At 67.3% G+C, this 25852-nt stretch carries 30 protein-coding genes; 12 read left to right on the forward strand and 18 right to left on the reverse strand.

Features of this window, described 5'->3' with window-relative positions; translation table 11 throughout:
- Positions 1–5: 5 nt before the first annotated feature.
- The 3 genes from AB0M22_RS29925 to AB0M22_RS29935 form a co-directional block, all read right to left on the reverse strand.
- Entirely contained in the window at positions 6–755 is a 750-nt protein-coding gene (locus AB0M22_RS29925) for a hypothetical protein (RefSeq protein ID WP_364733837.1), read from the reverse strand.
- 2 nt (positions 756–757) lie between these two features.
- Positions 758–1078, reverse strand: a complete 321-nt coding sequence (locus AB0M22_RS29930; RefSeq protein WP_364733839.1) for a hypothetical protein — start codon at positions 1076–1078, stop codon at positions 758–760.
- Between the two features lie 67 nt (positions 1079–1145).
- Positions 1146–1787 (reverse strand): NAD(P)H-binding protein, encoded by a 642-nt coding sequence (locus tag AB0M22_RS29935; protein WP_364733842.1) that lies wholly within the window; start codon positions 1785–1787, stop codon positions 1146–1148.
- 106 nt (positions 1788–1893) lie between these two features.
- On the opposite strand from AB0M22_RS29935, the gene AB0M22_RS29940 reads away from it, so the two are divergent.
- Positions 1894–2388: a MarR family transcriptional regulator gene (locus AB0M22_RS29940; protein WP_364733845.1), complete on the forward strand. Its 495-nt coding sequence runs from the start codon at positions 1894–1896 to the stop codon at positions 2386–2388.
- A gap of 1 nt (position 2389) precedes the next feature.
- On the opposite strand, the gene AB0M22_RS29945 is transcribed toward AB0M22_RS29940, so the two are convergent.
- Complete coding sequence (locus AB0M22_RS29945) at positions 2390–2857, reverse strand: hypothetical protein (RefSeq protein WP_364733848.1); 468 nt, start codon at positions 2855–2857, stop codon at positions 2390–2392.
- A 352-nt stretch (positions 2858–3209) separates the two neighbouring features.
- On the opposite strand from AB0M22_RS29945, the gene AB0M22_RS29950 reads away from it, so the two are divergent.
- Entirely contained in the window at positions 3210–3512 is a 303-nt protein-coding gene (locus tag AB0M22_RS29950; protein ID WP_364733850.1) for a type II toxin-antitoxin system Phd/YefM family antitoxin, read from the forward strand.
- Positions 3509–3916 (forward strand): type II toxin-antitoxin system VapC family toxin, encoded by a 408-nt coding sequence (locus tag AB0M22_RS29955; RefSeq protein WP_364733853.1) that lies wholly within the window; start codon positions 3509–3511, stop codon positions 3914–3916. The genes AB0M22_RS29950 and AB0M22_RS29955 overlap by 4 nt, the downstream gene beginning before the upstream one ends.
- 10 nt (positions 3917–3926) lie before the next feature.
- On the opposite strand, the gene meaB is transcribed toward AB0M22_RS29955, so the two are convergent.
- Genes meaB through AB0M22_RS29970 form a run of 3 tightly spaced genes read right to left on the reverse strand, consistent with a single transcriptional unit; the run spans position 3927 to position 9210 of the window.
- Positions 3927–5042: a methylmalonyl Co-A mutase-associated GTPase MeaB gene (gene meaB, locus AB0M22_RS29960; protein ID WP_364733855.1), complete on the reverse strand. Its 1116-nt coding sequence runs from the start codon at positions 5040–5042 to the stop codon at positions 3927–3929.
- Positions 5039–7333 (reverse strand): methylmalonyl-CoA mutase, encoded by a 2295-nt coding sequence (gene scpA / locus AB0M22_RS29965; RefSeq protein WP_364733857.1) that lies wholly within the window; start codon positions 7331–7333, stop codon positions 5039–5041. The genes meaB and scpA overlap by 4 nt, the downstream gene beginning before the upstream one ends.
- Complete coding sequence (locus AB0M22_RS29970; RefSeq protein WP_364733860.1) at positions 7333–9210, reverse strand: methylmalonyl-CoA mutase family protein; 1878 nt, start codon at positions 9208–9210, stop codon at positions 7333–7335. Before AB0M22_RS29970 ends, scpA begins: the two co-directional genes overlap by 1 nt.
- Before the next feature lie 182 nt (positions 9211–9392).
- Here AB0M22_RS29970 and AB0M22_RS29975 point away from each other — a divergent pair, with 182 nt between their 5' ends.
- The gene (locus tag AB0M22_RS29975) at positions 9393–10073 is read left to right on the forward strand and encodes a TVP38/TMEM64 family protein (RefSeq protein WP_364733863.1); all 681 of its coding nucleotides are present in this window, start codon (positions 9393–9395) and stop codon (positions 10071–10073) included.
- A gap of 122 nt (positions 10074–10195) precedes the next feature.
- Here the strand turns inward: AB0M22_RS29975 and AB0M22_RS29980 are convergent, their stop codons facing one another.
- The 3 genes from AB0M22_RS29980 to AB0M22_RS29990 all read right to left on the reverse strand — a co-directional run bounded on the left by AB0M22_RS29980 (position 10196) and on the right by AB0M22_RS29990 (position 12248).
- Positions 10196–11116 (reverse strand): trypsin-like peptidase domain-containing protein, encoded by a 921-nt coding sequence (locus tag AB0M22_RS29980; protein ID WP_364733866.1) that lies wholly within the window; start codon positions 11114–11116, stop codon positions 10196–10198.
- Positions 11117–11354: 238 nt separating this feature from the next.
- The gene (locus AB0M22_RS29985; RefSeq protein ID WP_364733868.1) at positions 11355–11642 is read right to left on the reverse strand and encodes a hypothetical protein; all 288 of its coding nucleotides are present in this window, start codon (positions 11640–11642) and stop codon (positions 11355–11357) included.
- Between the two features lie 225 nt (positions 11643–11867).
- Positions 11868–12248, reverse strand: a complete 381-nt coding sequence (locus AB0M22_RS29990; RefSeq protein ID WP_364733871.1) for a VOC family protein — start codon at positions 12246–12248, stop codon at positions 11868–11870.
- Between the two features lie 167 nt (positions 12249–12415).
- On the opposite strand from AB0M22_RS29990, the gene AB0M22_RS29995 reads away from it, so the two are divergent.
- The 6 genes from AB0M22_RS29995 to AB0M22_RS30020 all read left to right on the forward strand — a co-directional run bounded on the left by AB0M22_RS29995 (position 12416) and on the right by AB0M22_RS30020 (position 18677).
- Positions 12416–13240, forward strand: a complete 825-nt coding sequence (locus AB0M22_RS29995; protein WP_364733874.1) for an amino acid-binding protein — start codon at positions 12416–12418, stop codon at positions 13238–13240.
- Between the two features lie 124 nt (positions 13241–13364).
- Positions 13365–14243, forward strand: coding sequence for a metal-dependent hydrolase (locus tag AB0M22_RS30000; protein WP_364733876.1), 879 nt, complete (start codon positions 13365–13367; stop codon positions 14241–14243).
- 42 nt (positions 14244–14285) lie between these two features.
- Positions 14286–15149 carry a metal-dependent hydrolase gene (locus AB0M22_RS30005; protein WP_364733878.1) on the forward strand — a complete coding sequence of 288 codons (864 nt, stop codon included), beginning with the start codon at positions 14286–14288 and terminating at the stop codon, positions 15147–15149.
- Positions 15146–16684, forward strand: a complete 1539-nt coding sequence (locus AB0M22_RS30010; protein ID WP_364733880.1) for an NAD(P)/FAD-dependent oxidoreductase — start codon at positions 15146–15148, stop codon at positions 16682–16684. Before AB0M22_RS30005 ends, AB0M22_RS30010 begins: the two co-directional genes overlap by 4 nt.
- A complete protein-coding gene (locus AB0M22_RS30015; RefSeq protein WP_364733883.1) occupies positions 16681–17622 on the forward strand; it encodes an SDR family NAD(P)-dependent oxidoreductase in 942 nt (313 codons plus the stop codon). The genes AB0M22_RS30010 and AB0M22_RS30015 overlap by 4 nt, the downstream gene beginning before the upstream one ends.
- Positions 17623–17633: 11 nt before the next feature.
- Complete coding sequence (locus AB0M22_RS30020) at positions 17634–18677, forward strand: ferredoxin--NADP reductase (protein ID WP_364733885.1); 1044 nt, start codon at positions 17634–17636, stop codon at positions 18675–18677.
- On the opposite strand, the gene AB0M22_RS30025 is transcribed toward AB0M22_RS30020, so the two are convergent.
- The 3 genes from AB0M22_RS30025 to AB0M22_RS30035 are packed head-to-tail and all read right to left on the reverse strand — an operon-like array spanning position 18678 to position 20599.
- Positions 18678–19406 (reverse strand): TetR/AcrR family transcriptional regulator, encoded by a 729-nt coding sequence (locus AB0M22_RS30025; RefSeq protein WP_364733888.1) that lies wholly within the window; start codon positions 19404–19406, stop codon positions 18678–18680.
- A 57-nt stretch (positions 19407–19463) separates the two neighbouring features.
- A complete protein-coding gene (locus AB0M22_RS30030) occupies positions 19464–20408 on the reverse strand; it encodes a CorA family divalent cation transporter (RefSeq protein WP_364733890.1) in 945 nt (314 codons plus the stop codon).
- A 2-nt stretch (positions 20409–20410) separates the two neighbouring features.
- Positions 20411–20599: a hypothetical protein gene (locus tag AB0M22_RS30035; protein WP_364733893.1), complete on the reverse strand. Its 189-nt coding sequence runs from the start codon at positions 20597–20599 to the stop codon at positions 20411–20413.
- A gap of 391 nt (positions 20600–20990) precedes the next feature.
- Between AB0M22_RS30035 and AB0M22_RS30040 the strand changes: the two genes are divergently transcribed.
- Both AB0M22_RS30040 and AB0M22_RS30045 read left to right on the forward strand, forming a co-directional pair.
- The gene (locus AB0M22_RS30040) at positions 20991–21329 is read left to right on the forward strand and encodes a metalloregulator ArsR/SmtB family transcription factor (protein ID WP_364733895.1); all 339 of its coding nucleotides are present in this window, start codon (positions 20991–20993) and stop codon (positions 21327–21329) included.
- A gap of 93 nt (positions 21330–21422) precedes the next feature.
- Entirely contained in the window at positions 21423–21953 is a 531-nt protein-coding gene (locus tag AB0M22_RS30045) for a DUF3558 family protein (protein WP_364733898.1), read from the forward strand.
- Here the strand turns inward: AB0M22_RS30045 and AB0M22_RS30050 are convergent.
- The 5 genes from AB0M22_RS30050 to AB0M22_RS30070 form a co-directional block, all read right to left on the reverse strand.
- The gene (locus AB0M22_RS30050; RefSeq protein ID WP_364733901.1) at positions 21950–23671 is read right to left on the reverse strand and encodes an urease subunit alpha; all 1722 of its coding nucleotides are present in this window, start codon (positions 23669–23671) and stop codon (positions 21950–21952) included. The genes AB0M22_RS30045 and AB0M22_RS30050 overlap by 4 nt on opposite strands.
- Positions 23672–23694: 23 nt before the next feature.
- A complete protein-coding gene (locus AB0M22_RS30055) occupies positions 23695–24012 on the reverse strand; it encodes an urease subunit beta (protein ID WP_364734054.1) in 318 nt (105 codons plus the stop codon).
- A gap of 84 nt (positions 24013–24096) precedes the next feature.
- Positions 24097–24399: an urease subunit gamma gene (locus tag AB0M22_RS30060; RefSeq protein WP_107656465.1), complete on the reverse strand. Its 303-nt coding sequence runs from the start codon at positions 24397–24399 to the stop codon at positions 24097–24099.
- Positions 24400–24481: 82 nt separating this feature from the next.
- Positions 24482–24871, reverse strand: a complete 390-nt coding sequence (locus AB0M22_RS30065; protein WP_364734057.1) for a PaaI family thioesterase — start codon at positions 24869–24871, stop codon at positions 24482–24484.
- 242 nt (positions 24872–25113) lie between these two features.
- Positions 25114–25824 carry a hypothetical protein gene (locus AB0M22_RS30070; protein ID WP_364733905.1) on the reverse strand — a complete coding sequence of 237 codons (711 nt, stop codon included), beginning with the start codon at positions 25822–25824 and terminating at the stop codon, positions 25114–25116.
- Positions 25825–25852 lie beyond the last annotated feature (28 nt).

Consider the following 25852-nt stretch of genomic DNA (forward strand, 5'->3'; position numbering starts at 1 on the left):
GGCATTCACGAGGTCGGCGGTGGCGAACTGCTCGTTTTACCGGCGGAGGTCGTCGGCGGAATGTTCGGGCCGGTAGTCGAGCTCGGAGTCTTCGGCGGCGTAGCGGTCGCCGGTGGCCGAGTTCCGGGCGGGTCGGGTTTGCCGGTGGATCCGGATGGGGTGAACGGGATTTGGCGCGTGATCGCATCGTTCATCCGGTTACGCACCTCCGCACGCTCCTCCGGCCGTCGGTGCACGGTGCTGCGCGGCGAACTGCCCCCGGTGACGGGGATGTCGCCGGCCACCGGAATCAACGTGTACCAGTCCTGGTCTTCGCTGTAACGCGCCGCGATCAGATACGACTGGCCCATTACGAGCAGTTCGTCACCGTTTTCGACCACCACCGTCCGATCTTTCAGGCCACCTCGCTGATTGACCGTGACCCGACCCGTCGCCGCACCCTTCAATCGCTCGGTCACCTCCATCCCGAACTGCGACTCGAGCTGCCCGCGGCGTTCGGTCGAGCCCATCGACTCGACGACCTGAGCGAAAAAGATGTCGGTCGCCGCGCCGGCCACCGCCGCCGGATTGTCGCGGTCGATCACGCTGCTGGAATTGAGATACGACGTGGACGGCGGCGCCGTACCAGGCACGATGGGCGGCCCCTCCTCGGTCGCGCATCCCCCGCCCGCAACCAGCACGGTCCCTGCCGCCGAGACCGACAGCACCGCCCGCGCCACCCACCCCGCCGATCGCTGACTCCGCTTCACGGTCATCGTCACCATCCCCATTTGTAGCGATACACGGCCTTGTCGAGATCCTGCAACGTACTGACCTTGCGGCTCGAGTCCGACGGCCCCATGATCTGTGAATCGCACGAATGGTCAAGCCAGAGTGCGTGTCCCAACTCATGGACGAGCACTACCCGACGTTGCGTCGGAGTATATGAGTCGGTATAGGCACGGTTGAGTTTGATCTGGTCCGGCAGTGCCCCGAAGTTCACGTACTGACCGGAATACGTCTCGTCCGGCAGATTCACTTCGTTGACCGTCAGGTCGTAACCAACCGCCCCGGACTGCTTGACATTCAACGCATTCATCAGACCAAGGGGGACCACCTCTGCGACCGCTATTCCGAGTGGAGACCGGCAACTGGGGAACGAGGATTCAGGCTGCCACCACGGTGAATCTGGTGCGGCGATGCACCGGCTGTTCGGCCTCGTCGAGGAGCGCGACCGCGAAGTCCTCCATCGAGATGGTCGAGGTGCCGTCGGGGCGGGTGAGCAGCTCATCGAGACCGCGGCGGTAGGTGCCGGTGCGCTCCCCTGGGATGAGCTCGGCCGGTGGGCTCACATACGTCCAGTCCGTGACGGTTTCGGCTCGGCACAGGGCGAGCTGATCCGCGCAGGCCTGGGCGATCGGACGCAATTGTGCCGGGAAATCCGGGGTTTCGTGCAACGTCGCACCAGCGGCGTCCGGTACCAGCAGCGTCGCCGCGCCGCCGACGACCAGCAGGCGGACTCCGTTGTGCGCCAAGGCTTTCAATAGTACCGAGGTGAGCGCCGGCAGTTCGTGTTCCTGACCGAACGGCGGCCGGGTCGCGGTGATCACGAGATCCTGTCCGGCACTGAGCGTTACGACATCATCGAGGTCGGCCGCGTCGCCGATCCGCACCTCGGCCGCGGCGGGCACGGCGGCTGCGCGGGCCGGGTCGCGGATCACCGCGACGACCTCGTGACCGCGGGCCAATGCCTCGGCCACCACCCTGCTGCCGACGTCCCCGGTCGCGCCGAACACCGTGATGCGCATGATTCGCCCTCCTCATTTGGTTGCTTAGCTCTAAGTAACTTAGCTTAGCGATGAGGAATTCCCGCATGAGATACCTCACCGTTGAGGTATTCGCTAGAGTGCGGTGGTGACCGATCATGTCGACCGCGTTCTCGCGCAATGGCAGGCTCAGCGTCCCGATCTGGACGTCTCGCCCATGGCCGTGTTCGGGCGGCTGTCCAGACTGACGCAGTTCACCGGTGCCGAGCTACGCAAAACCTTCGCCGCGCACGGCCTCGACGCCGCATCCTTCGACGTCCTGGCCACGCTGCGACGCAGCGAGCCGCCGCACAGCCTGACCCCGACCGAGCTGATGCACGCGTCGATGGTCACGTCGGGGGCCATCACTCAGCGGCTGGATCGCCTCGAGGAACGCGGTCTGGTGCGCCGGTCGCCCAGCGAATCCGATGGCCGTGGCGTCCGCGTTTCACTGACCGACGAGGGTCACAAGCTCATCGATGACGCGCTCCCCGACCACGTCGCCACCGAGGAGCGGCTGCTCGCTCCGCTCACCCCGAAGCAGCGCGCCGCGCTCGCCGACACGTTGCGGGTGCTGCTCGAATCACTCGGCGACGCAACCTGATTCAGGCGACAGGCAGCGCGGCGACCAGTCCGCGGATGTAGTTGACGCGCTGCTCGGTATCGAAGACCTGCGCGCGGTCGGTGATCCTGACCTGGGTCGCGTAGTAGAAGCCGGGACCTTGGACGCTGACCTGCACGAAACCTTGGATTTTCTCCTCTTTGACCGCCAGGAACACCAAGCCGAGCAGGCAGAACACCATCAGGAGCACGGCCAGCACGATCGCGTACGACGGAATCCGCCGATCCACACTGGTCTGATTGGTCACGATCCACGTGGTACCCGCCAGCGGATGCTCCCCCGACGGCGTCATGACCCGGGTCCCCGTGCACCCGATATCGCCCACGGTCACCAGCACCGGCGTCGGCGTAAACGAATTCCACTGCGGAACAGGCGGTTCCGGCCCGGAAGCCCCCTTCGGCCGACCCCCGTCAGGTTCGAACGGCCGATCGATCTCGTCATCGGACATCACCAGCACCTCCTTCGCCGTTGCCGAGGGAAGGATCCCCCCGCACACATCGGCTGGCGAGTCCCCGTCGCCGCATCATCGCCAGCTGAGGAACCTTCCAATCTACTACTCGTCAATACGGCTCGACAACTAGCAGACGGTCAGCAAATATCGATCGAGCGCGATGTCTCTGCAGGTAGACCGGCCGCACGAGCCGACGGACAGACCGCCGCCCCGGCCGACTGGCGACCGAGCAGCGCTCCGCACGGTCCCGCCGGAACGGGCGATGTGTCCCGCCGAGTCCGATTGCGCGCGGATGGTCGACACGGGGTTGGAGTCTGTCTAGACTGTCCAAATGGGGCGGATGCAGCTAGAGATGGAGACAGCGACGGTGCAGTGGCAGGTTCAGGAGGCCAAGCAGCGGTTCTCGGAGGTGTTGCGCGCGGCCGAGTCGGACGGGCCGCAGACCATCACCCGGCACGGGGATGCGGTGGCCGTGGTCATCGATATCAACGAGTACCGCAGGCTGATGCCACCGGACATCAGCTTTGTCGACCGGCTCTTGGTGACCTTCGCGGAGCTGGGCGACGAGGTGGCCGACGTGATCGACGAGGTCGAGAGCGAGCGGCAGCACAGCATGCCGCGCGAGGTCGATGTGTTCGAGGACCCGGCAGAGTGAGTTACCTCCTCGACACCAACGTCCTGTCCGAAGTGATGCGGCCGAAGCCGGCGCCCGCGGTCGTCGACTGGTTCGGCCAGACCCGCAACGCCGAGCAATGGCTCAGCGTGATTACCGTCGGTGAGCTACGCCGAGGCGTCGCACTGCTGCGGCATCGCGGCGGTGTCGCGCGGGCGGCGAAGTTCGAGCAGGCGATCGCGGACCTCGAAACTCGGCATGGCGACCGGATTTTGCCGGTCACCACCGAGGTCGTGCGGGTGTGGGCGCGGATCAGCGTGCAACCGATCGATATGGCCGACGGGCTCATCGCGGCGACCGCGTTGGTGCACGGCCTGGCCGTGGTCACGCGGAACGTGAAGCATTTCGAGGAGACCGGGGCCGCGGTGCTCAACCCGTTCGGGTGAGCACCGCGGATCAGTGGGTGTCGAAGGCGCGCAGGAGTTCTTCGGCGGCCAGGGCGGCGGTGAGGGTGCCGTCGCGGACCTGGCTTTCCACTTGGGCGCGAATGGCTTTCACGTGGGGGTTGTCGGCCAGGCGGCGCAGGAGTTGGTCGTGCACCATGGTCCAGGTCCAGTTGATCTGCTGACGGCGGCGTTTCTCGTCGAATTCGCCTGCGTCGGTGAGGACTCGGCGGTGTTCGAGGACGGTCGACCAGAACTTGTCCAGGCCGATGCCTTCCAGGCCGCTCATGGTGAGCACCGGGGGGCGCCAGAGGGCGTCGTGCGGGTGGATCAGCCGCAACGCGCCGGCGAGTTCGCGGGCGGCGGACTTGGCCTCCAGCTCGTGCTTGCCGTCGGCCTTGTTGACCGCGACCAGGTCGGCGAGTTCGAGCACGCCTTTCTTGATGCCCTGCAACTGATCTCCGGTGCGGGCCAGGGTGAGGAAGCAGAACACGTCGACCATGTTCGCGACGGTGACCTCGGACTGGCCGACGCCGACGGTCTCCACCAGGATCACGTCGTAACCGGCGGCCTCGAGCAGCACGATGGTCTCGCGGGTCGCCTTGGCCACGCCGCCGAGCGTGCCCGCGGTGGGCGACGGACGGATATAGGCGTTGCGCTCCACCGAAAGTCGCGCCATCCGGGTCTTGTCGCCGAGGATGGAACCGCCGGTGCGGGTGGACGACGGATCGACCGCGAGCACCGCGACTCGATGCCCCTTGCCGATCAGATCCATGCCGAGCGCATCGATGAACGTCGACTTGCCGACACCCGGAACACCGGTGATGCCAACGCGATTCGACACCACGGCGTTCGCGGAGCTGTGCTTGTCCGGCGTCAGCCTCAGCAGCAACTGCTGCGCGAGATCCCGGTGATCCGCACGGGTCGATTCGACCAGGGTGATCGCCCGCGCCAGCGCGGCCCGCTCCCCCGCGCGCACGGCGTCCGCCATCGCCTCGACATCGATCGCCCGTCCCCGCCCCGCCGACCGACGGCCGTTGTCAGCGGACGCACCGGGGCGACCTTCACCGGACGAATCCGAGCGAAGGTCGCCGTCGGCCGAGGGAGCCACCGAGTTGTGCTCGCTCATTCGCCCTCGGCGGAATCCTCGGCACCGCGGCCGCTTTCGGAACCCAACTCGGGATGACCGAGTTCGGTGGCCAGCTTCTTCAGCAGATCGATCGCCGCATCCGCGATGACGGTCCCCGGCGGGAAGATCGCCGCCGCACCCGCCTCGTACAGCGCGTCGAAATCACCGGGCGGGATGACGCCGCCGACGATGACCATGATGTCGGGTCGCCCCGCATCGGCCAGCGCCTGCCGCAAGGCGGGCACCAGCGTGAGGTGACCGGCCGCCAGCGAGGACACGCCGACGACGTGCACGTCGTTGTCCGCCGCCTGCTGCGCCACCTCTTCGGGGGTCTGGAACAGCGGGCCCACGTCCACGTCGAAGCCGAGATCGGCAAAGGCGGTGGCGATCACCTTCTGGCCGCGGTCATGACCGTCCTGCCCCATTTTCGCGACGAGGATACGCGGGCGACGACCTTCCGCCTCGGCGAACTCCTCGACGAGATCGCTCGCCTTGGTGATGTTGCTGACCTTCCCTGCCTCGTCGCGGTACACACCGGACAGGGTACGGATCTCGGCCTGATGCCGGCCGTACACCTTCTCCAGCGCGTCGGAGATCTCGCCGACCGTCGCCTTGGCGCGCGCGGCGTTGATCGCGAGGGCCAGCAGGTTGTTCTCCATGCCGCCTGCGGAAGAGCTTGCCGCACGGGTCAATTCGGCCAGCGCTCGTTCGACCTCGGCCGAATCCCGGTCGGCGCGCAGCTGGCGCAGCTTCTCGATCTGCTCCGCGCGCACCCGCGAGTTCTCCACCTTGAGGACCTCGACCTGCTGGTCCTCCTCGGCCTGGTACTTGTTGATGCCGATCACCGGCTGCTGCCCGGTGTCGATGCGCGCCTGCGTGCGCGCGGCGGCCTCCTCGATGCGCAGCTTCGGAATGCCCTCGCCGATCGCCTGCGCCATCCCGCCATGCGCCTCCACCTCGGCGATGTGCGCACGGGCGCGGTTGGCCAGCTGATGGGTCAGCCACTCGACGTAATACGAACCGCCCCAAGGATCTACGGGCCGGGTGGTCTTGGATTCCTGCTGGATGAGCAGCTGGGTGTTGCGCGCGATGCGGGCGGAGAAGTCCGTCGGCAGGGCGAGCGCCTCGTCCAGCGCGTTGGTGTGCAGCGACTGGGTGTGCCCCTGGGTCGCGGCCATCGCCTCGATGCAGGTGCGCGCGACGTTGTTGTAGGCGTCCTGCGCGGTCAGCGACCACCCGGAGGTCTGCGAATGAGTGCGCAGCGACAGCGATTTCGAGCTCTTCGGCTCGAACTTCGCGACCAGCTCGCTCCACAGCAGCCGCCCGGCGCGCAGCTTGGCCACCTCCATGAAGAAGTTCATGCCGATGGCCCAGAAGAACGACAGCCGCGGCGCGAACTTGTCCACCTCCATGCCCGCGTCGATGCCGGCCCGGATGTACTCGACGCCGTCGGCGAGGGTGTAGGCCAGCTCCAGGTCGGCGGTCGCGCCGGCTTCCTGAATGTGGTAGCCGGAGATGGAGATCGAGTTGAACTTCGGCATCTTCGCGCTGGTGAAGGCGAAGATGTCGGAGATGATCCGCATCGAGGGCTTCGGCGGGTAGATGTAGGTGTTGCGGACCATGAACTCCTTCAGAATGTCGTTCTGAATGGTTCCGGCCAGCAGCTCCGGTCCGACGCCCTGCTCTTCTGCCGCAACGACATACAGCGCGAGGATCGGCAGCACCGCGCCGTTCATCGTCATCGACACGCTGACCTGGTCGAGCGGGATGTGATCGAAGAGCTGGCGCATGTCGAGAATTGAGTCGATGGCCACGCCGGCCATGCCGACGTCGCCCTGCACGCGCGGGTGATCGGAGTCGTAACCGCGGTGCGTGGCCAGGTCGAAGGCGACCGAAAGGCCCTTCTGCCCGGCCTGAAGGTTGCGGCGGTAGAAGGCATTCGAGTCCGCGGCAGTGGAGAAGCCCGCGTACTGCCGGACGGTCCACGGCTGGTTGACGTACATGGTCGGGTAGGGCCCGCGGACGAACGGCGCGACGCCGGGCACGCTGTCGAGCGGATAACCCTCCGCCACAACGGCATCCCGATCGGCCTTGGTGAATACCGGTGGCACGTCGATACCTTCGGGCGTCGACCACACCAGCTGCTCGGGCGCGTAGTGATTCGCCTTCGCTGCCGCGCCGATGTAGGCGTCGACCTGCGCGGAGTCCACGTCGGCGGGCTCGGGCGCGTGCTCGGTCAGCGGCACCTCGGCGAAATTGCCGATCACGTGCTTGATTTCACGAGTAGTCATCAGGCTCCCACCTTCTCCAACAGGCCGGACAACGCGGCGACCGCATCGATCTTCGCCGCCAGGAATCCGTCCGGACGCTGCGCCTCGGCCAGCTCGGCCACCGCCTTCGCGGCGCCGGCCAGCAACACCGTCTGCACTCCGGCGGCGCGCAACTGCTCCACCGCCGCACCGGCTTCCACGCCGTAGCGCTTGTCCGAACCACACAGCACCGCGATCGGCGCACCCGCTTCGGTGGCCGCCGCGGCGATGGCGTCCACGGCCAATGGTCCGGGATTGACGGACTCGATTCCACCGGAGGCCAACAGGTTTGCGATGAAGGTCACTCGAACGTTGTGCTCGGCCACCGAACCGAGCGGCACCAGCAGCGCCTTCGGCCGGACGCCGTGCTCGGCCAGATAGGCATCGGACCGGTTGCGCAGCGCCTCGAACGTGGCGCCGTAGCGCGCCACCCGATTGTCTGCGCGCGCCGCCTCGGACAGCGGACGCTCGGCCAGGTTCGGGAACTCGTTCACCCCGGTGACCGACGTCTTCCGGTGTGCGACATCGGCATCGCGGGCCGCCTTGGTCTCCGCGATACGCTCGGCGAGCAGGCCGGAATCCAGCGCGGCGAGATAGCCTCCCGCGGCCTCGATTTCCTGCATGAACTCCCACGCGTTCGCGGCGAGCGCGCCGGTCAGGTCCTCGACGAACCAGGAACCAGCGCCCGGGTCCTGCACGAAACCCAGGCGGGATTCCTCGAGCAGCAGCAGCTGGGTGTTGCGAGCCATCCGGTCCGCGAACGACTTCGAGACGCCGAGTTCGCCGGGAGGCAACGCCGAATCGAAGGTCAGCACGGTCACCGCGTCCGCCCCGCCGACGCCGGCGCCGAACGCCGCGAGGGTGGTGCGCAGGAGGTTCACCCACGGGTCGCGCTGGGTCATCATGGCCGCGGAGGTCACCGCGTGCTGCGGTGCGCCGCCGAAATTCGGTGCGCCGCAGACGTGCGCGACGCGGGCCCAGAGTTGGCGGGCGGCCCGGAATTTGGCCACCGTGGCGAACTGGTCGTCGGTGGCGGCGAAGCGGAAGGTCAACTGCTCCAACGCATCCGCGATGTCGATCCCCTCGCTGAGGGCGCGCAGGTAGGCCAGGCCCGCGGCGACGGCGGCGCCGAGTTCCTGGGCGTCGGAGGCGCCCGCGTTGTGGAATACGGTGCCGTCCACGGTGATCGCGCGCACCGTCTCGGCCCGCGTTACCGCGTTGGCGGCCAGGGTGACCGTGTCCGCCAGCTCGATATCGGCGACTCCCGCGAATCGGCTGGTGAGCGGCGCCGCACCCAGCCAGACGTGAATGTCCTTGCGGGAGGCGGCCTCATAGCCGTCGAGGGCGGTGTAGAGCTGTGCGGCGGCATCGGCGGTCGCGGTTCCCGCGTCCAGAGTCACCGGGGCCAGGTCGAACAGCAGCCCGGACAGCGCGGCGGGCAATTCCGCCGCAGGCACGCCGTTTTCGCCGACCCCGAGCCACACGGCACTGATGCCGTTGCCCAGGCCGGCCATGATCTCCCGGTTCACCGCGGCCGCGTCGTGACCGTCGAAGTGCGCGCTCACGTGCCAGCCGCGATGCACGTCGCGGGTGGCGTCGCTGCCGCGCACGAACGGATACGCGCCCGGCAGCGGCTGCTCGGGCAGTTCGTCCCGGCGCGTGTACAGCGGGGCGATGGTCAGCCCGTCGTACGTCGTCTCATCGAGCAGGTGCTCTGGTTCCGCGGGCAGTTCGGCGATCTCGACCCGCCGGACCTTCGCCAGCACCCCGGCCACACCCTTGCGCCACGCGGCGAACTGCGGAACCGGATCCGCGCCCGTGGGCGCCGCTCCCGGTCCGGGCTCTGAAGCAATCGGCATAGCTTGCTGTTCCTCTTCCACTCGACTGCAGGCGCACCCGTCATATTTGCCGCAACCGTCGCATTCGCCCAGTTCAGCGACTACTTTGGTTAACGAGCATTCGTCCCGTTTCTTCTGATGCTAGCGGGCGCACTGCAACGTGTTGTCCCCTAGTACCAGTACCACCCGGTAACCTGGCCCCGGTGACCAGGCTGATCCGTGACCCGCGCGTGCTGGCGTTGCTCGCCGGCCTCGTCGTGTTGTTCGTCGCCGCGATGCTGGTCCCGCTACCGAGCCCGCGCCAGATCCAGGACTGGGCGACCTCGGTCGGCCCGGTCTTTCCGCTGTTGTTCTTCGTGGTGCACGCGCTGGTGACGGTCGCGCCGATCCCGCGCACAGTGTTCACGGTAAGCGCCGGATTGCTGTTCGGTCCGGTTCTCGGCATCGCTCTCGCGGTGGGGGCGACCACAGTCAGTGCGGCGCTCGCCGTCCTGCTGGTGCGCGCGCTGGACCGCGAACAGGTCGCCTCCCGTCTCACCCACCCGGCCGTGCGCGCCGTCGACGATCGCCTCCAGCGGCGCGGCTGGCTGGCCGTCGGCTCGCTGCGCCTGATCGCGGCCGTCCCGTTCTCGGTGATCAACTACTGCTGCGGACTGTCCTCGATCCGCTTCTGGCCGTACATGATCGCCACGCTGATCGGCGTGCTCCCCGGCACCATCGGCACCGTCATCCTCGGCGACGCCCTCACCGGCACCACCCACCCAGCGCTGATCGTCTTCTCCGCGGTGCTGATCGCCGTCGGCGTGATCGGCCTGGTGGTCGACGCACGCTGGAACACCGACGCCGTCCCGCTCACCGAGGAACCCGTAACCGTCCCCAAGTAACCACCCGCCCGCCGGTGACAACCCGGCCACAGGCGATCCCAGCCGCACACCCTTCGATTTCCCGCACACGCAATCGCATGCGAATCGATATGCGGCACGTCAGGAAGTGTGCGGCGGGGTGTTCAGTCGACGGTCAGCTCGATGGGGACGGCGATCACGTCGACCATGGCGCCGTTGCGCAGGACGGTGACGGGGAGTTTGATGCCGATGGCGTCGGCGAAGAGCTGGCGTTGAATGCCTTGGGCGTCACGGACTTCCGCGCGGGCGACGCTGAGCACGAGGTCGCCGCGGCGGAGGCCGGCCAGCTCGGCGGGGCCGCCGCGGACGACCTCCATGATGCGGACGCCGGCGGCTTGGCCGGTGCGGGCGGCGACAGTGGCGGGGAGCGGTGCGGGCATGCCGACCAGGCCCAGGTAGGCGCGACGGACGCGGCCGTCGGTGTGCAGGGTGCCGATGATGCGGCGAGTGGTGGCGTTGATCGGAATGGCAAGGCCGAGACCGATTCCCGCGACGGCGGTGTTGATGCCGACCACGCGGCCGGCCGAATCCGACAGTGCGCCACCGGAATTGCCGGGATTGAGGGCGGCGTCGGTTTGAATAACGTCTTCGATCACGCGGCCTGCGCGGCGCGAGGCGACGGGCACCGCGCGACCCAGCGCGCTCACCACACCGGCGGTGACCGAACCGGCGAGTCCGAGCGGGCTGCCCACGGCAACCACCAGCTGGCCGACGACGAGTTCGTCCGCATCCCCCAGCGTGACCGCCCCAGGCGCGCCATTACGCGAGCGCAACACCGCGAGATCCGACAGCGGATCTATCCCGACGACATCGAATTTGGCTTCCACCCCGTCCGCGAACACCACCTCGCCGTTCGTGGCCGACCCGATGACGTGCGCGTTGGTCAGCATGAATCCGTCATCGGTGAACAACATCGTCGGGCACGTGCTCGGCGGCGTGCGCACGCTGGCCACATGCGGCGTAACCGACGCGGCCACCCGGATCACCGTGCGTGAATAGGCATCCATCGCGGCGTCATCGTCCACGTCGACCACCACCCCTGACTACACGTCTACACCAACCCCTCCAGCATGCCCCCACTCCGCCCACAGCGCACCGTGTTCCCCAGAGCCGCAACCAAACAGACCGCCCGCCGTCACCTCAACGGCCGCAGCCGACTTGACGTACGTAGCACCCTCTTGACGCACGCTGCTACATGCGTCAAGAGGGTGCTACGTACGCCAAGTCGGGCCGGAACGGGTTGGGAACCAGCGTGATTCGGGGTCAGGCGGCGGGGCTCATGGTGGCGCCCTCGAAGAACTCGGACTCGGTCATGCCGAGGCGGGTGGTGACGAGTTCGAGGGCCAGGCGCAGGACTTCCTGCGCGGTGGGCGCCACTACCTGGGATTGCTCGAGGCGGGTGTTGCCGCATTCGACGCGGACCCGGCAGCGCCAGCCGGAGCCGGTGGGGTATGGCTGGGGACGGCCGATGGCGACGCTCATACGGACGCCGTCCCGGAGGAACTCGTTCGTGGCCAGCAAGTTGTCGTCCGGCGTGATCATTATGGTCATTTCACGCACGTCCCATCACAGGCAATGTTGCAGCTACAAGTCGGTTCCGCATCGGACGCTCCCGGTATTACTCAACAGGCAGGGCACTTACGACTATCGGTTTTGGTTGAATCTAACCCGAGGAACGCGACTCCGCAACATTTGAGCAAACATTCTGTCACGGCCTGGGCTCGCCGACCGGAAACAGCAGGAAACCAGGCGTGTCGAAACCGAACCAGGGCCGGGTCAGAGTTGCGGGAGCCGGCGGCGCAGCAGGCAGAATTCATTGCCTTCCGGGTCGGCGAGGGCATGCCAGCTCACGTCGTCGCCCTGTCCGACATCGACCGGTTTCGCACCGAGGGCCAGCAACCGCTCCAACTCGGCATCCTGATCACGGTCGGTGGGATTGATGTCGATGTGCAGCCGAAGCTTCCCGTTCCGCGGTTCATCGCTCGGGCTGAGGATGAGCGTGGGCTGCGGTCCACCGAATCCTTCGGCCGGCCCGATCTCGATGCTTCCGTCGCTTTCCCGGTCGAGTTCGACATAACCGAGAACGTCACACCAGAATGCGGCGAGCCGTTCGGGGTCGGCGACGTCGAGAACCAATTCGGTAATGCGGGCAGCCATGGCGTAAGTGTACGTATCCGTAACTGTGCCCGGGGCCACGCAGCGCTCGTCCTGTGTCCAGCATCACGACGTAAACCCCTGCCGCTCAACGGCTTTCCGTACCGATTTCACTGCGGCGTTACACATTCGGCACCGGATCGGAAATGATCACCGCCGACGCTGAGCGCATGCGTCCGATCCGAGCCCGACATCGTGTCCAGGTGCTGGCGTGTGACGTCTGCGGCCGGTTGCCGCATCCACACCGGGCACGCTTGACGCTGGCCAAATTGGCCGCGGTGTTCCCGGTCGAACTCATATTGCACGCACTGGTCGTGCATTACCACCCGCCCTATTTGCTGACGGTCGCGCTGCTGACTATCAGCACGACCGTGCTCATCATCTGGGTCGTCGAACCCTCCGCCACCCGCGTGCTCGGCGCGTGGCTGCACGCCCCCGAACTCCGCACCCGCGACGACGTCGACCGCGCACCCACCCTGTGGCGCATCCGCGTGCGCGTCGACGACCGCCCCGGACAGCTCGAGGCACTCACCCGGCACCTCGCCCGCCGCGGCGCGAACATCCTCAATGTCCATGTGCACCAACTCGAATCGGGCGTTCTCGACGAACTGGTCGTCGCCGCGCCGGCCGGCGTCACCCCGGACGCGCTGTCCTCGGCGATCGTGCACGGCGGCGGATCGTCGGTCCGCATCTGGCCCGCCTCCGCCTTCGCGCTCATCGACGGCCAGACCAAGGCGCTCGGCATCGCGGCCCGCGTCGCCGCCGATCCCGACGAACTCCCCCTCGCCATCGCCGAACTGCTCGGCGCCCGCTACCTCACCCCCGGCACCTACGCGCACCGCGATCTCACGTTCGACGGAACCACCCTGGTCGTGCCGTGGCAGGCGGATCGGCCGCTGATCTTCACCCGGCCCGACGAGCCGTTCACGCCGGCCGAGAACGCCCGCGCGCATCGCCTCACCGATCTCGCCCGCAGCGTCACCAGACACCGCTGACGAACAGTCGCAACAGAATTCCGCCTACCTGCGGTATCGCAAACACCTCTTGCTCTATCCGTCTGAGACGGTATCGTACTAGTAGTACCGCATACTGACGGTACCGAGCTCAATGAGGTGCGAGATGACCGAGCAAAGTGTGCGCAGCAAGGAACGCACGGGCAACGGCTACCCGAGGGCGAGGCGAATCAGATTCCGCTTCGGCGAGCCGGTACCCATGTCGAAGTATTACGCCGGCGGCGATATGGTGTTCAGCCACTTCATCGCCGGATTGTCCGCGGGATTCCCGCCCGGCGAGGAGTCGTTCATCCGGTCGGTGCGCCGATTCGCCGACCAGATCACCGACCCGGTACTGAAGAAGCGGGTCGCCGGCTTCATCGGCCAGGAGGCGATGCACGGCCAGGAACACCGGCGGCTCAACGAGAAGCTGGTCGAGATGGGCTACGCCATCGAATGGCTGGACGCGCCGGACGTGGTCGAACGGCAGAAGCGCCTCGAACAGCGCCTGCCCGCCCGCCTGCATCTGGCCGCCACCGCGGCGGCCGAGCACTACACGGCGGTGCTGGCCGAACGCGTGCTGTCGAGCCCGGAGATCCAGGCCCTGGCCGGTGACGATGAAGTCCGAAACCTGTTGAACTGGCACGCCTTCGAGGAACTCGAGCACAAGTCGGTGGCCTTCGACGTGTATCGCGCGGTGGGCGGGACGGAGACGATGCGCATCCTGACGATGGCGACCTTGGTTGCGCTCACCCTCCCGCTCACCGCGGTCACGCTCACCGCATCGATCAGCCGCGACCCGGACGCCCGGCGCTACCCGCTGAGCCTGGTCAAGGAGGCGTTCACGCTGTTCCGCGGCCCGGTGTTCCGCGGCATCGGCCGCGAGCTGGTGCTGTATCTGCGGCCGGGGTTCCATCCCGACGACATCGACTCACGAGAGTTGCTGGAGCGCTGGCAGAAAGAGCTCTTCGGCACCGAGGGCAGCCTCGTCGATCACCTGAAGTAGCCCATCCCCAACCGAAAAACCCCGGAATCAACGGAGATTCACATGACTACCAGCGTGCAGAAAAACGGCGAGGGCGGCTACCCGAAGGTGCGGCGGATGAAATTCCGCTTCGGCGAGCCGGAACCGATGACCAAGTACTACGCGGGCGACGACATCGTGCTCAGCCACCTGGTCGCGCTGCTCTCGGCCGCCTTCCCGCCCGGCGAGGAATCGTTTATCCGGTCGGTGCGCCGATTCGCCGACCAGATCACCGATCCGGTGTTGAAGAAGCGGGTCGCCGCGTTCATCGGCCAGGAGGCGGTGCACGGCCAGCAGCACGGCAAATTGAACGAGCAGCTGTTCGCGCTCGGCTATCCCCTCCCCCGATTCGTCAGCCGGCGCGGTGAACTCGTGCAGCGCGCCGAGCGGCTGGCCCCGCCGGCCGCACACCTGGCCATCACGGCCGCCGCCGAGCACTACACCGCGGTATTGGCGGCTCGGGTGCTCTCCAGTCCCGAAATCCAGGAATTGGCAGGCGATCCCGAGGTGCGCAACCTGCTCAACTGGCATGCGTTCGAAGAGCTGGAACACAAGTCGGTCGCCTTCGACGTCTATCGCTCGGTCGGCGGCCCGGAGTGGCTGCGGATCGCGATCATGTCGGTGCTCTACGCGTTCACTATTCCGGTCGTCGGGCTCGGGGTGCTCGCCTCGATCCTCGCCGATCCCCCGGCCTGGCAACCGATCACGGTGACGCGGCAGTCTTATCGGCTGATCCGCGGACCCATCGTGCGCGGGCTGCTCAGCGAGATCCAGGTGTATCTGAAACCGGGCTTCCACCCGGACGATGTGGAGACCGGGGCCTTGCTGCGGCAGTGGCAGACCGAATTGTTCGGCGCCGAAGGCGCGCTCGTGGATCGCGTCCGATGAGCGCGGCGCAGCCCGACCATGAAGTGATCGTGGTCGGAGCCGGCTTCGGCGGCATCGGTGCCGCGATCGCCCTGCAACGCAGAGGTATCCACGATTTCGTCATAGTGGACAAGTGGGATCGGGTCGGCGGGACCTGGCACGCCAACACCTATCCCGGTGTGGCCGTGGACATCCCGTCGTTCATCTACAGCTTCTCCTACGAGCAGCGCGGCGACTGGTCGCGTATCTTCGCGCCAGGCACCGAGTTGCGCGACTACGCCGAGGGCATGGTTGACAAGTACGGCCTGCGGCCGAAGCTGCGGTTGAACACCACGATCGTCTCGGCGGTGTTCGATGCCGAGGACAGCCTGTGGCTGCTCGGCACCGACGGCGGGCGCACGATGACCGCGCGCTACGTGGTGATGGCGATCGGCGGGCTGGAACGGCCGAAGATGCCCGACATCCCGGGCCTGCAAGACTTCGGCGGAACCCTGATCCACACCGCGCTGTGGGACGACGATGTCGCGCTGACCGGTAAGCGGGTCGCGGTGATCGGGACCGGCGCGACCGCGTTGCAACTGGTGCCCGCCATCGTCGACGAGGTCGAGCATCTGAGCGTGTTCCAGCGAACGCCGATCTGGGTGTTCCCGAAAACCGATGCGGCGGTGGGGCCGCTCGGGCGCGCGGTACTCGAACGACCGTGGGTGCGCTCGGGTATTCGCATGGTTGGCACCATCGCGACCGAGATCGGGATGGGCGGCATGGTGGCAGGCCCGACCTGGCTGTCCGACGCCGGTCGTCGGCTGGCCGAGATCCCGGCGCGGCGATGGATGCGTAAACAGGTGCACGATCCGGTCATCCGCGAAAAGCTGATCCCGGCGTACGGGCTCGGTTGCAAGCGGCCGTCGATGTCGAACGAGTACCTCTCGACGTTCAATCGCCCGGATGTCAGTCTGGTCACCGACCCGATCGGCTTCATCGGTGAGCGCGGCATCATCACCGAGGACGGCGTGGAGCATCCGGTCGACGTGCTGATCTGTGCCACGGGATTCAAACTGTGGGAGAAGGATTCGATACCGCCGTTCCCGGTGACCGGACGCGACGGACTCGATCTCGCCGAGTTCTGGGACCGCAATCGGTTCCAGGCCTACCACGGCGTCTCGGTGCCCGGTTTCCCGAATATGTTCACCATCACCGGGCCTTACGGCTTCGTGCTGGGTTCCTACATCTGGATGATCGAGGCCACGGCCGCGCATCTGAGCCGGGCCATCGCCGAGACCAAGCGGCGCGGCGCGACCGAGTGCGAGATCAGCAGGCACGCGCACGACGAGTACTTCGCCAAATGCCTTCGCCGCCAAGAGAAGAACTTCCTGTTCACCTCCGCGTGCGCCGGGTCGAACACCTACTACATCAACAGTCACGGCGATTCGCCGTTCCGCCCGTCCACGCACGGCGAGATGTACTGGCAGAACCGGCATTTCGATCTCGACGACTACCACTACCGCCAGCCCGTACCCGCTCCGCGGACCGGCGCGATCCTCGAGGAATCGGTATGAAACTCACCAACATCCGCCCCGAACTGGTGGTGGTGACCGGTGCGGGCAGCGGCATCGGCCGGGCCATCGCGATCCGGTTCGCCAAAGCCGGTGCACACGTGGTGGTCTCCGATCTGGACCTGGATTCCGCGTCGGCCACCGTGGCGATGATCCACGCGCGCGGCCGGCGGGCCTCGGCGGCGCGGCTCGATGTGACCGATCCGGGTGCGTGGGAGGCGTTCGCCCGGGACGTACTGGCCGATCACGGCGTGCCGGATGTGCTGGTCAACAATGCCGGCATGCTGGTCAGCGGCGCGTTCGTGGATCTGACGCCGGCCGACTGGGATCGGCAGCTGAGCGTGAATCTGCTCGGCGTGGTGCACGGCTGCCGGGCGTTCGGGCAGCAGATGATCGACAACCGCAAGCGCGGGCACATCGTGAATATCGCGTCGGCGGCGGCGTTTACGCCCACGCCGGTGATGTCGGCGTATTCGGTGTCCAAGGCCGGGGTGAAGATGCTCACCGAGTGCCTGCGACTCGAGTTCGGGCCCAAGGGAATCGGGGTCAGCGCGATCTGCCCCGGGGTGATCAACACCAATATCGGCGAGCATGCCGTGACGGTCGGCGTCGATCAGGAGTTGGTCGCGCGGGGCAAGGAGCTGGCGCGCCGGGTGCAGGACATCGCCGCGCAACTCCCGTTCTCGCCGTTGAGCCCGGATCTGGTTGCGCGGGCCGCGGAACGGGCGGTGCGGTACGACCTCGCGGTGGTGCCGGTGCGGGCCGAGGCGTGGCTGGGGTACTTCATGCTGCGCATCGCGCCGGGGGTGAATCGGCGAATCACCCAGCCGCTGGATGTCGAGCGGATCGAACGGCTCGGGCGGCGGGTGCTCCGGTTGATCGATCCGGCGTCGGCGAATCAGGTCAAGACGCAGCCGGTTTCCACACCGATCGAGGTATGAGGGGTAGGACGATGAGCGCGGACAACGGTGTGCGCGTCCATGTGCTGAAGGTCGGCGCGGTGATCGAGGAGACGGCCGATGCTCGCACGCTGGTCTTCGAGGTGCCCGATGGACTGACCGAACGGTTCCGGTACCGGCCCGGTCAGTTCCTCACCCTTCGGATACCCAGCGCGCGTACGGGTTCGGTGGCCCGGTGCTATTCGCTGTGCAGCAGTCCGCATTGCGACGACCGGATCGCGGTGACGGTCAAGCGAACCGCGGGCGGGTACGCCTCGAACCTGATCTGCGACACCGTCGCGGTCGGTGACCTCATCACCGTGCTGGAGCCGTCCGGCGCGTTCGGGCCGCGCGATCTGGATACGGAGGTCCTGCTGTGCGCGGCAGGCAGCGGCATCACCCCGATCCTGTCGATCATCAAATCCACGATGATCGGCGGGAGCGGGAATGTCGTTGTGCTGTATGCCAATCGAGATCGGCAGTCGGTGATCTTCGCGGACACGCTCGACGAGTTGGCGAGCAGTTATCCCGATCGGCTACAGGTGCTGCACTGGCTCGAATCGGAACGTGGGTTACCGACTGCGGATTCGCTCATGGACCTGGTGCGTCCGTATTCCGATCGGGACTGGTTTCTTTGCGGGCCTGCCGGTTTCATGACGGTGGCCGGAGCCGCGGCCACCGCGCTGCGCGTCTCCCGCGTCCACACCGAGGAATATCGCTCGCTGCAACAGAATCCGTTCGACGAACCCGTCCGCGCCGCGCCCGCACCACCGTTGGGCGACTCCGCGGTGGTCGAGGTGGACATCGACGGTGAAACCCATGTCCTGGACTGGCCCAAACAGACTCCCCTGCTGGATGTGCTGCTGGACAACGGAATCGACGCTCCCTACGTCTGCCGCGAGTCCGCCTGCGGCACCTGCGTCTGCTCGGTGAAAGACGGACGCACCCGGATGCGGCAGAACGAAGCCCTCATCGACGACGAGATCGCCCTCGGCCTGACCCTCGCCTGCCAAACCCTCCCGGAGTCCCCCAGGGTGCACATCGCGTTCGACCAGTGACTACTCCGGTTCGAACGCGAGGTGCGCCGGCTTCTCCACGTCGAGGGGCAGGTTGTTGAGCTCGGCGACGCCGTCGAGCATGTTCCTGGCGATGATGCTCACATGCTGGGCGAACCGCTCGGTCGACATCGGCTCGGCCTTGGTCCGGTTGGCGCCGAGCCACCAGTCGGTGGCCGAGCCGACCGCGCCGAAGATGGCGTAGGCGGTCAGTTCCAGGCTGCCGGTGTCGACGTTCTGCCCTTCGAGCCGCTCCTCGATCATCTGCGCCGCCAGCAGCGCCGAGCGCTGCGCCACCTCGATGGCCCGTTCCGGCTGCTCGGCCTGCTGGGCCAGTCGGCTGTGCACCAGGAAGCGGAACACGTCGGGCTGCTCCTCCACCACGGCGACATACTCCGCGATGGCGGTGCGGATCAGCTCGGCCACCGAATCGGTGGTCAGGCTGATCTTCGCCAGCACCCGCTCCCACAGCATGCTCTGCACCCGTTCGAGGATCGCCAGGTACAGGTCGGTCTTGTCCGCGAAGTGCCGATACAGCTTGGGCTTGGCGCAGCCCGCCGCCCGCGCGATATCGTCCATGCTCACGTCGGGACCGTGTTCGGCCAACGCGCGGAACGCGGCATCCACGAATTCCCCGCGCACCTGCTCCCGATGCGCCCGCCAGCGCTCGGTCCGAGCATCCGGGCGCGGCTCCGCGGGTGAAGCGGGCGAGCTGCTACCGGCGGCCGTCATGCTTGTCATGATATTGAATCCCGACCTCGGCCACGCGGTTCGGGGCCACACCCGCGGTCAGCGCAGCCAGCCCTTTCGTTTGATGTAGGCCAGCGGGATGACCGCGGCCACCAGGGTCATGAGCGTGGTGGCGAGGAAACCGTGCTGCCATTCCAGTTCGGGCATCCAGGTGAAGTTCATGCCGTAGAAGGTGGCGATCAGGGTGGGCGGCAGGAACACCGCGGTGATGATGGTGAACACCTTGACGATCTGGTTCTGTTTGACGTCGAGCCAGGTCATCACCGATTGCTGGAGGTAGCGGACCTTGTCGTGCTCGAAGCCCGCGTGCTGCTTCACGCCGTCGACGTCGGCGATGAGGATGGCCAGCAGGCTCTCCAGGTCGGCGCTGTGCACGGTGATGTCGGCCATCAGATGCCGTGCGGCACGGGCCAATTGGAGTTGGGTCTCCTGGGTGCGCGAGACGATCTCCTCGGCCGCGTTCATCCGGGACATGGTGCCGCGCATGTCGGCGACGCCGATCTCGCGGCCGCGCGCGTCGTAACCGTTGGTGGCCATCTCGATGTCGTCGTTCATCGCCTCCAGCGCGTCGCTGGCGTAGTAGATGACCCGCTCGGAGGCCTCGTTCAGCGCCCACAGCAGCGCGTACATCACGCCGTGCGCGGAACCGGTGAGAGTCGGGTTGCGGCGCATCTTCGCGATCGCCTTGTCGAACGGGATGAAGTGCTCGTCCGGTTGCAGGGTCACCAGGAACTCCGAACCCAGTGCGAACACGATGGTTTCGCGTTCGATGGCGTCGCCGCGCTTGTAGTTGGCGACGACCGGGAGGTAGAGGAAGTTGTCGGTTTCCCAGACCCGGTTGCGCGCGGCGGCGAAGTCGACGCCGAGCCGCTCGCGCAGCACCGCGGCGGTGTCCGCGTCGGCGGCGGCCAGGGGGATCCAATGTTGTTGCAGGACTTCGGTATCGAACCGGTCGGCGGGCACGGAGCCGGCGATGGCACGCATCGCTACCGGCCGTAGGAGGAGTGGGCGGGCGAGACCGACGAGGAGCCGACGGGCGCCTGCGGGTGGGCGTAGTGCATGGTCAGCAGTCCGGCGCTGATCAGCAGATAGAGCCCGACCGTGAACCAGATCGACTGGCGCTCCAGATTCGGTGCGCGGTGCGGTGTTTCGACCCTCTTGAACATGATCGCCATGGCGGAACTCCAATGCTCGTACGTCTGATGGTCACAGCGCCCGCATACCGCGCGGGCCGGGCGTCCGGACGCGCACAGCAGGCAGCCGCGTCCGGACGGGATCGAAGAATGTTGAGAATCGGTGCCGCGTCAGGCGATCGGCCGGCCGCTCAGCTCGGCCACGGATCGCGCGGGCAGATCAACGACGAACCGGCACAACCCGTTTCGCTAAGGCGGTCCGGCTAGAGACGTCGATACTGTCAACCGGCATCAGCCGCTCACCCCGCTTCGTTGGTTGCTCCGCTACGCAGAATTGCGCACCCATTATTAGAAACCCGCCGCCGTGGGTTCGTCAATCAGTTGCGCAAGTATTCGACTGCATGCCACGCTACGGTCAGGTTGGAGGGCGGACGTGACCGACGACAGCGAACCGGGCCCCATCCCGGCGGCTCAACTGCATGACGCGGCAGCGGTTTTCGGCATGCTCGCGGCGACCGCCCGGCTACAGATCCTCTGGCTGCTCGGTCAGGGCGAACGCGACGTCGGCACGCTCGCCACCGACATCGGTCAGACCGTGCCCGCGGTCAGTCAGCATCTGGCCAAACTCAAACTGGCCGGTCTGGTCCACATGCGCAAAGAGGGCAGGCGCAATGTCTACACGATCGCCGACCCGGGCATCGCCGACATCGTGCGCCTGGCATTCCGGCATCACCGGCTGCACGGCGGCCAGCTGCCCGAGGGGCTGGACTGAGAGCAAGATCGCCCCTGCTCGAGTCGCATCTCAGCAGGTCACTGGGTACCGTGACCTGGTCTGACCCGTTAATGATCCAGAAAGGGAGCGGTGATGCACCCGTTCTCTGTCCGTAATGCCGGACTTGCCGTTATTGCCCTGGCCGGATTGGTGACGGGATGTAGCAGCGCGAGCACGCCGGACGCCGCCCCCGCGGCGTCCGCGAACCCGTATGCCGACTGCGCGCCGCTGACCAACCAGCAGATCAGCGACGCGGTCCGGGCCGGTAACCTCACCACCCACCACACGCCCCAGGTCTGCTACTGGGAGGCGCAGGTCGGTGACGGCGACGCCACCGTCAGCTTCACCTACTCCGCGCAGGACTCGCTGCAACAGCTGTGGGACCGCGCCCGCGCCGACGGTTTCCAGACCGAGCACATGGTGATCACCAAGCACGTCCTCGGCACGGTCACCGCGACCGCGTTCTACATCCGCAACCCGCACGACCCCGGCGACTGCGCGGTCACCGCCGCCGCCAACGGCGCGATCACCTGGCGCGTCCAGAACCGTTCGCGCACAACGGCACTCGACCCGTGCGCGGCCTCGCTGGCACTGGCCACGATGATGGTCGACCTCTCGCCCTAGAACAGGAAATAGCGCTGGGCCATGGGGAGTTCGGTGGCGGGCTGCTCGGTCCAGACCTCGCCGTCGATGCGGACGGTGAAGGTGTCCGGGTCGACTTCGATGCGCGGCATGGCGTCGTTGTGCGGCATGTCGGTCTTCTTGCGATCGCGAACGTTCTTGACCGGGGCCAGTTTTCGGTTGATCCGCAGCCGATCGGCCAGTCCGTCGTCGATGGCCTGTTCGGAGACGAAGTGCAGGGAGGTGGCTGCCGCGACGAGTGGGGCGGCGCCGAACATCGGCCGCGGCAGCACCGGCTGCGGGGTCGGGATGGACGCGTTGGCGTCGCCCATCGCGGCCCAGGCGATGGCCCCGCCCTTGAGCACCGCGTGCGGGCGGACGCCGAAGAACGCGGGCTCCCACAGCACCAGGTCGGCCAGCTTGCCGACCTCGACCGAACCGATCTCGTGGTCAAGGCCGTGCGCGACGGCCGGGCAGATGGTGTATTTCGCGATGTAGCGCTGGACCCGGGCGTTGTCGGCGGCGCCGTCGCCGGGCAGCGCGCCGCGGCGGCGCTTCATCACGTGCGCGGTCTGCCAGGTGCGCATGACCACCTCGCCGATGCGGCCCATCGCCTGCGAGTCGCTGCCGATCATCGAGATCGCGCCGAGGTCGTGCAGCAGGTCCTCGGCCGCGATGGTGGACGGGCGGATCCGGCTCTCGGCGAACGCGAGGTCCTCCGGGATGGACGCGCTGAGGTGATGGCACACCATGAGCATGTCGAGGTGCTCGTCGAGGGTGTTGACGGTGTGCGGGCGGGTCGGGTTGGTCGAGCTGGGCAGCACGTTGAGATGTGCCGCGACCGTGATGATGTCGGGTGCGTGACCGCCGCCCGCGCCCTCGGTGTGATAGGCGTGGATGCCGCGGCCCGCGATCGCGCCGAGGGTGTCCTCGACGAAACCGGCCTCGTTCAACGTGTCCGAGTGCAGCGCCACCTGAACGCCCGCGGCGTCGGCGACGGTGAGGCACGCGTCGATCGCGGCCGGGGTGGAGCCCCAGTCCTCGTGCAGCTTGAATCCCGCTGCGCCGCCGCGCAATTGCTCCCACATCGCCTCGGCGCTGACCGTGTTGCCCTTACCGAGCAGCACGATGTTCATCGGCCACCCGTCGGTGGCCTCCAGCATCCGCGCCAGGTGCCAGGAGCCCGGCGTGACGGTGGTCGCCTTGCTGCCCTCGGCCGGGCCGGTGCCGCCGCCGATCAGGGTGGTGATGCCGCCGCCGAGCGCCTCATCCATCAGCTGCGGGCAGATGAAGTGCACGTGACAGTCGATCGCGCCGGCGGTGAGGATGCGCCCGTTGCCCGCGATGATCTCGGTGGACGGGCCGACCACCAGGTCGGGGTGCACCCCGTTCATCGTGTCGGGGTTTCCCGCCTTGCCGATCGCGCAGATGCGGCCGTCGCGAATGCCGATGTCGGCCTTGATGATTCCCCAGTGGTCGATGATGACCGCGCCGGTGATCACCGTGTCCGGCGCGCCGTCCGCGCGGGTCGCGCGGGCCTGCCCCATGGACTCCCGCAGCACCTTGCCGCCGCCGAAGACGGCTTCGTCGCCCGCGAGTCCCGGTCCGCCACTGCGGTCTTCGGTGATCTCGACGAAGAGGTCGGTGTCCGCCAACCGAATCCGGTCGCCTGTCGTCGGCCCGAACAGCTCCGCGTATCGCGCCCGGCTCAACTCACTCACTCAGGGCCTCCTGCTCTGCATGGTCACTGCGTCTCGTCCAGGTGGCCGGGGGGCGGCAGGCTGATGCCGTGGACCTCGCGGGTGCCGCCGAGGGGGACCAGCGAAACGCGTTGGCCCAGGCCGGGTTCGAAGCGCACCGCGGTGCCCGCGGGGATATCGAGCCGGTGACCGTGCGCGGCGGCGCGGTCGAAGCGCAGCGCGGCGTTGGACTGCGGGAAGTGCACGTGGCTGCCGACCTGCACGGGGCGGTCGCCGGTGTTGACCACGTCGAGTTCGATTCGCTCGGCACCGGCGTTCAGCTCGATAGTGCCCTCGGCACAGAGGTATTCACCGGGAATCATGCGTGGACGGGGGTCGTCGCCCACCGGAGTTTCGGCCTCGGGCACCGCCTCGGCCACTTCGCGCTGCTCGCTCATCCAGGTCTCCTAGCCGATCGGATGGTGGACGGTGACCAGCTTGGTGCCGTCCGGAAACGTGGCCTCGACCTGTACGTCGTGGATCATCTCCGGCACCCCTTCCATCACGTCGGCGCGGGTGAGAACCGTTCGCCCCGAAGACATCAGCTCGGCGACCGAGCGGCCGTCGCGCGCGCCCTCGAGCACGTGATCGCTGATCAGCGCCACCGCTTCCGGATGGTTGAGCTTGAGCCCGCGCGCCTGCCTGCGCCGGGCCAGCTCGGCCGCGTAGCTCAGCAGCAGGCGTTCCTGCTCATGCGGCGACAATCGCATCCGGGCTCCTCGCCGGGTCGGGTGAATGGGTGACGGTCATTCTGGCACGACCGTTCCGGGAACGCGGGACGAGCGCGCCTGGTCAGCGCCGGACGGGCAGGTTCTGCAACCGGACCTGACCGCGCGCGATCACCCGTTCCTGCTCGTCGGTGATCACCACCTGCCACAGCTGCTGCATGCCGCCGCGATGGATCGGGGTCGCCTCGCCGTACAGGTTGCCGTCGCGGACCGCGCGCAGGAAGTCGGTGTTGTTGTTCACCCCGACGACCGAGCCCCGGTCGCCGTACCAGACCCCGCCCGCGACGCTGGCGAGCGTTTCGACGACGGTGCAGCAGACGCCACCGTTCTGCAGGCCCGCGGGCTGGTACAGGTGCGGCTTGACGGTCCATTCGCCGCGCACCCGGTCCGGGCTGATCTCGGTGTAGCGCAGGCCGATCAGGTCGCTGAACGTGCCTTCGCTGACCTTGGTCATCTGCTCGGGCGTGATCGTCGCCAGCCAGTCGGCGGGCGGGGTCTGCTGATCTGTCATGTGGTCCACTTTTGCACAGCGACTCGGGGCCGATTACCGCTGGCTCAGTTGATCCCGCCCGGAAGACAAAGCGGTGGGCCCCACTGCTAGAAGCGGGGCCCACCGCGGCATGGATCGGGGGTCACCGCAGCCCTCGGGACTCTCGACCAATCCTAACGCCGGTTATGAGTATAGGTCAGGCTTACCTAACTAAGCAAGGCCGTCGCGCGACGAACCGGCAATCCGCGCTGTTCCAGTGCCGCCAACAGGCCTTGACCACGGCGGGTGCCGACCACCGCGTCGGTGCCGGCCAGGTCTGGCACGTAAGTCGAAGCGCCCGCGATGGACTCGCCGACGAGCAACCAGAACCGGCGCGCGCTCAGCCCCGAGTAGCGGGCCATGCTCGACTGGATCAGCGCCAGCGAGGGCTCGCAGCGATGCGCGAGCCAGACGTACATCGCGCCCTCACACGGCAGGCTCACCGCGCCGGACTCCTCGGCCAGCGGATCGCCGTCGAGCACGCGAATCGTGGTGTCGCCCAAGCCCGCCCAGTCGATGCCGCCGTCGTTGTCGGTGTGGATCCAGAGGTTCTCCAGGCCCGGGTCCCAGGCGCGCCCCTCGGCCACCAGCAGCGCGATCACCCGACCGACCACGGCGTGGATCAACGCGGTCGCCACCACCTCCGCCGCGACATCGGCCCGGATCATCTCCGCGGCATGCCGGCGATACATCCGTTCGATCCGACCCTCGCGTACCCCGTCGGCCAGCCGCCACCATCGGCGCTTGCCCTGCTCGACCATCGCCGCCACCGCATACACCCGCGGATGCTCAGGTTGCAGCGCACGCAACCTGTCACATGTGCGGTCGAACGCCAGCTGGTTATGGCGCGGCGGACGGGTGGTCATGAGCTCGGGCATCGAACCTCCTCGAGGATTGGCCGTAGCG

The sequence above is a fragment of the Nocardia sp. NPDC051756 genome (assembly GCF_040681495.1).
GTDB lineage: Bacteria > Actinomycetota > Actinomycetes > Mycobacteriales > Mycobacteriaceae > Nocardia.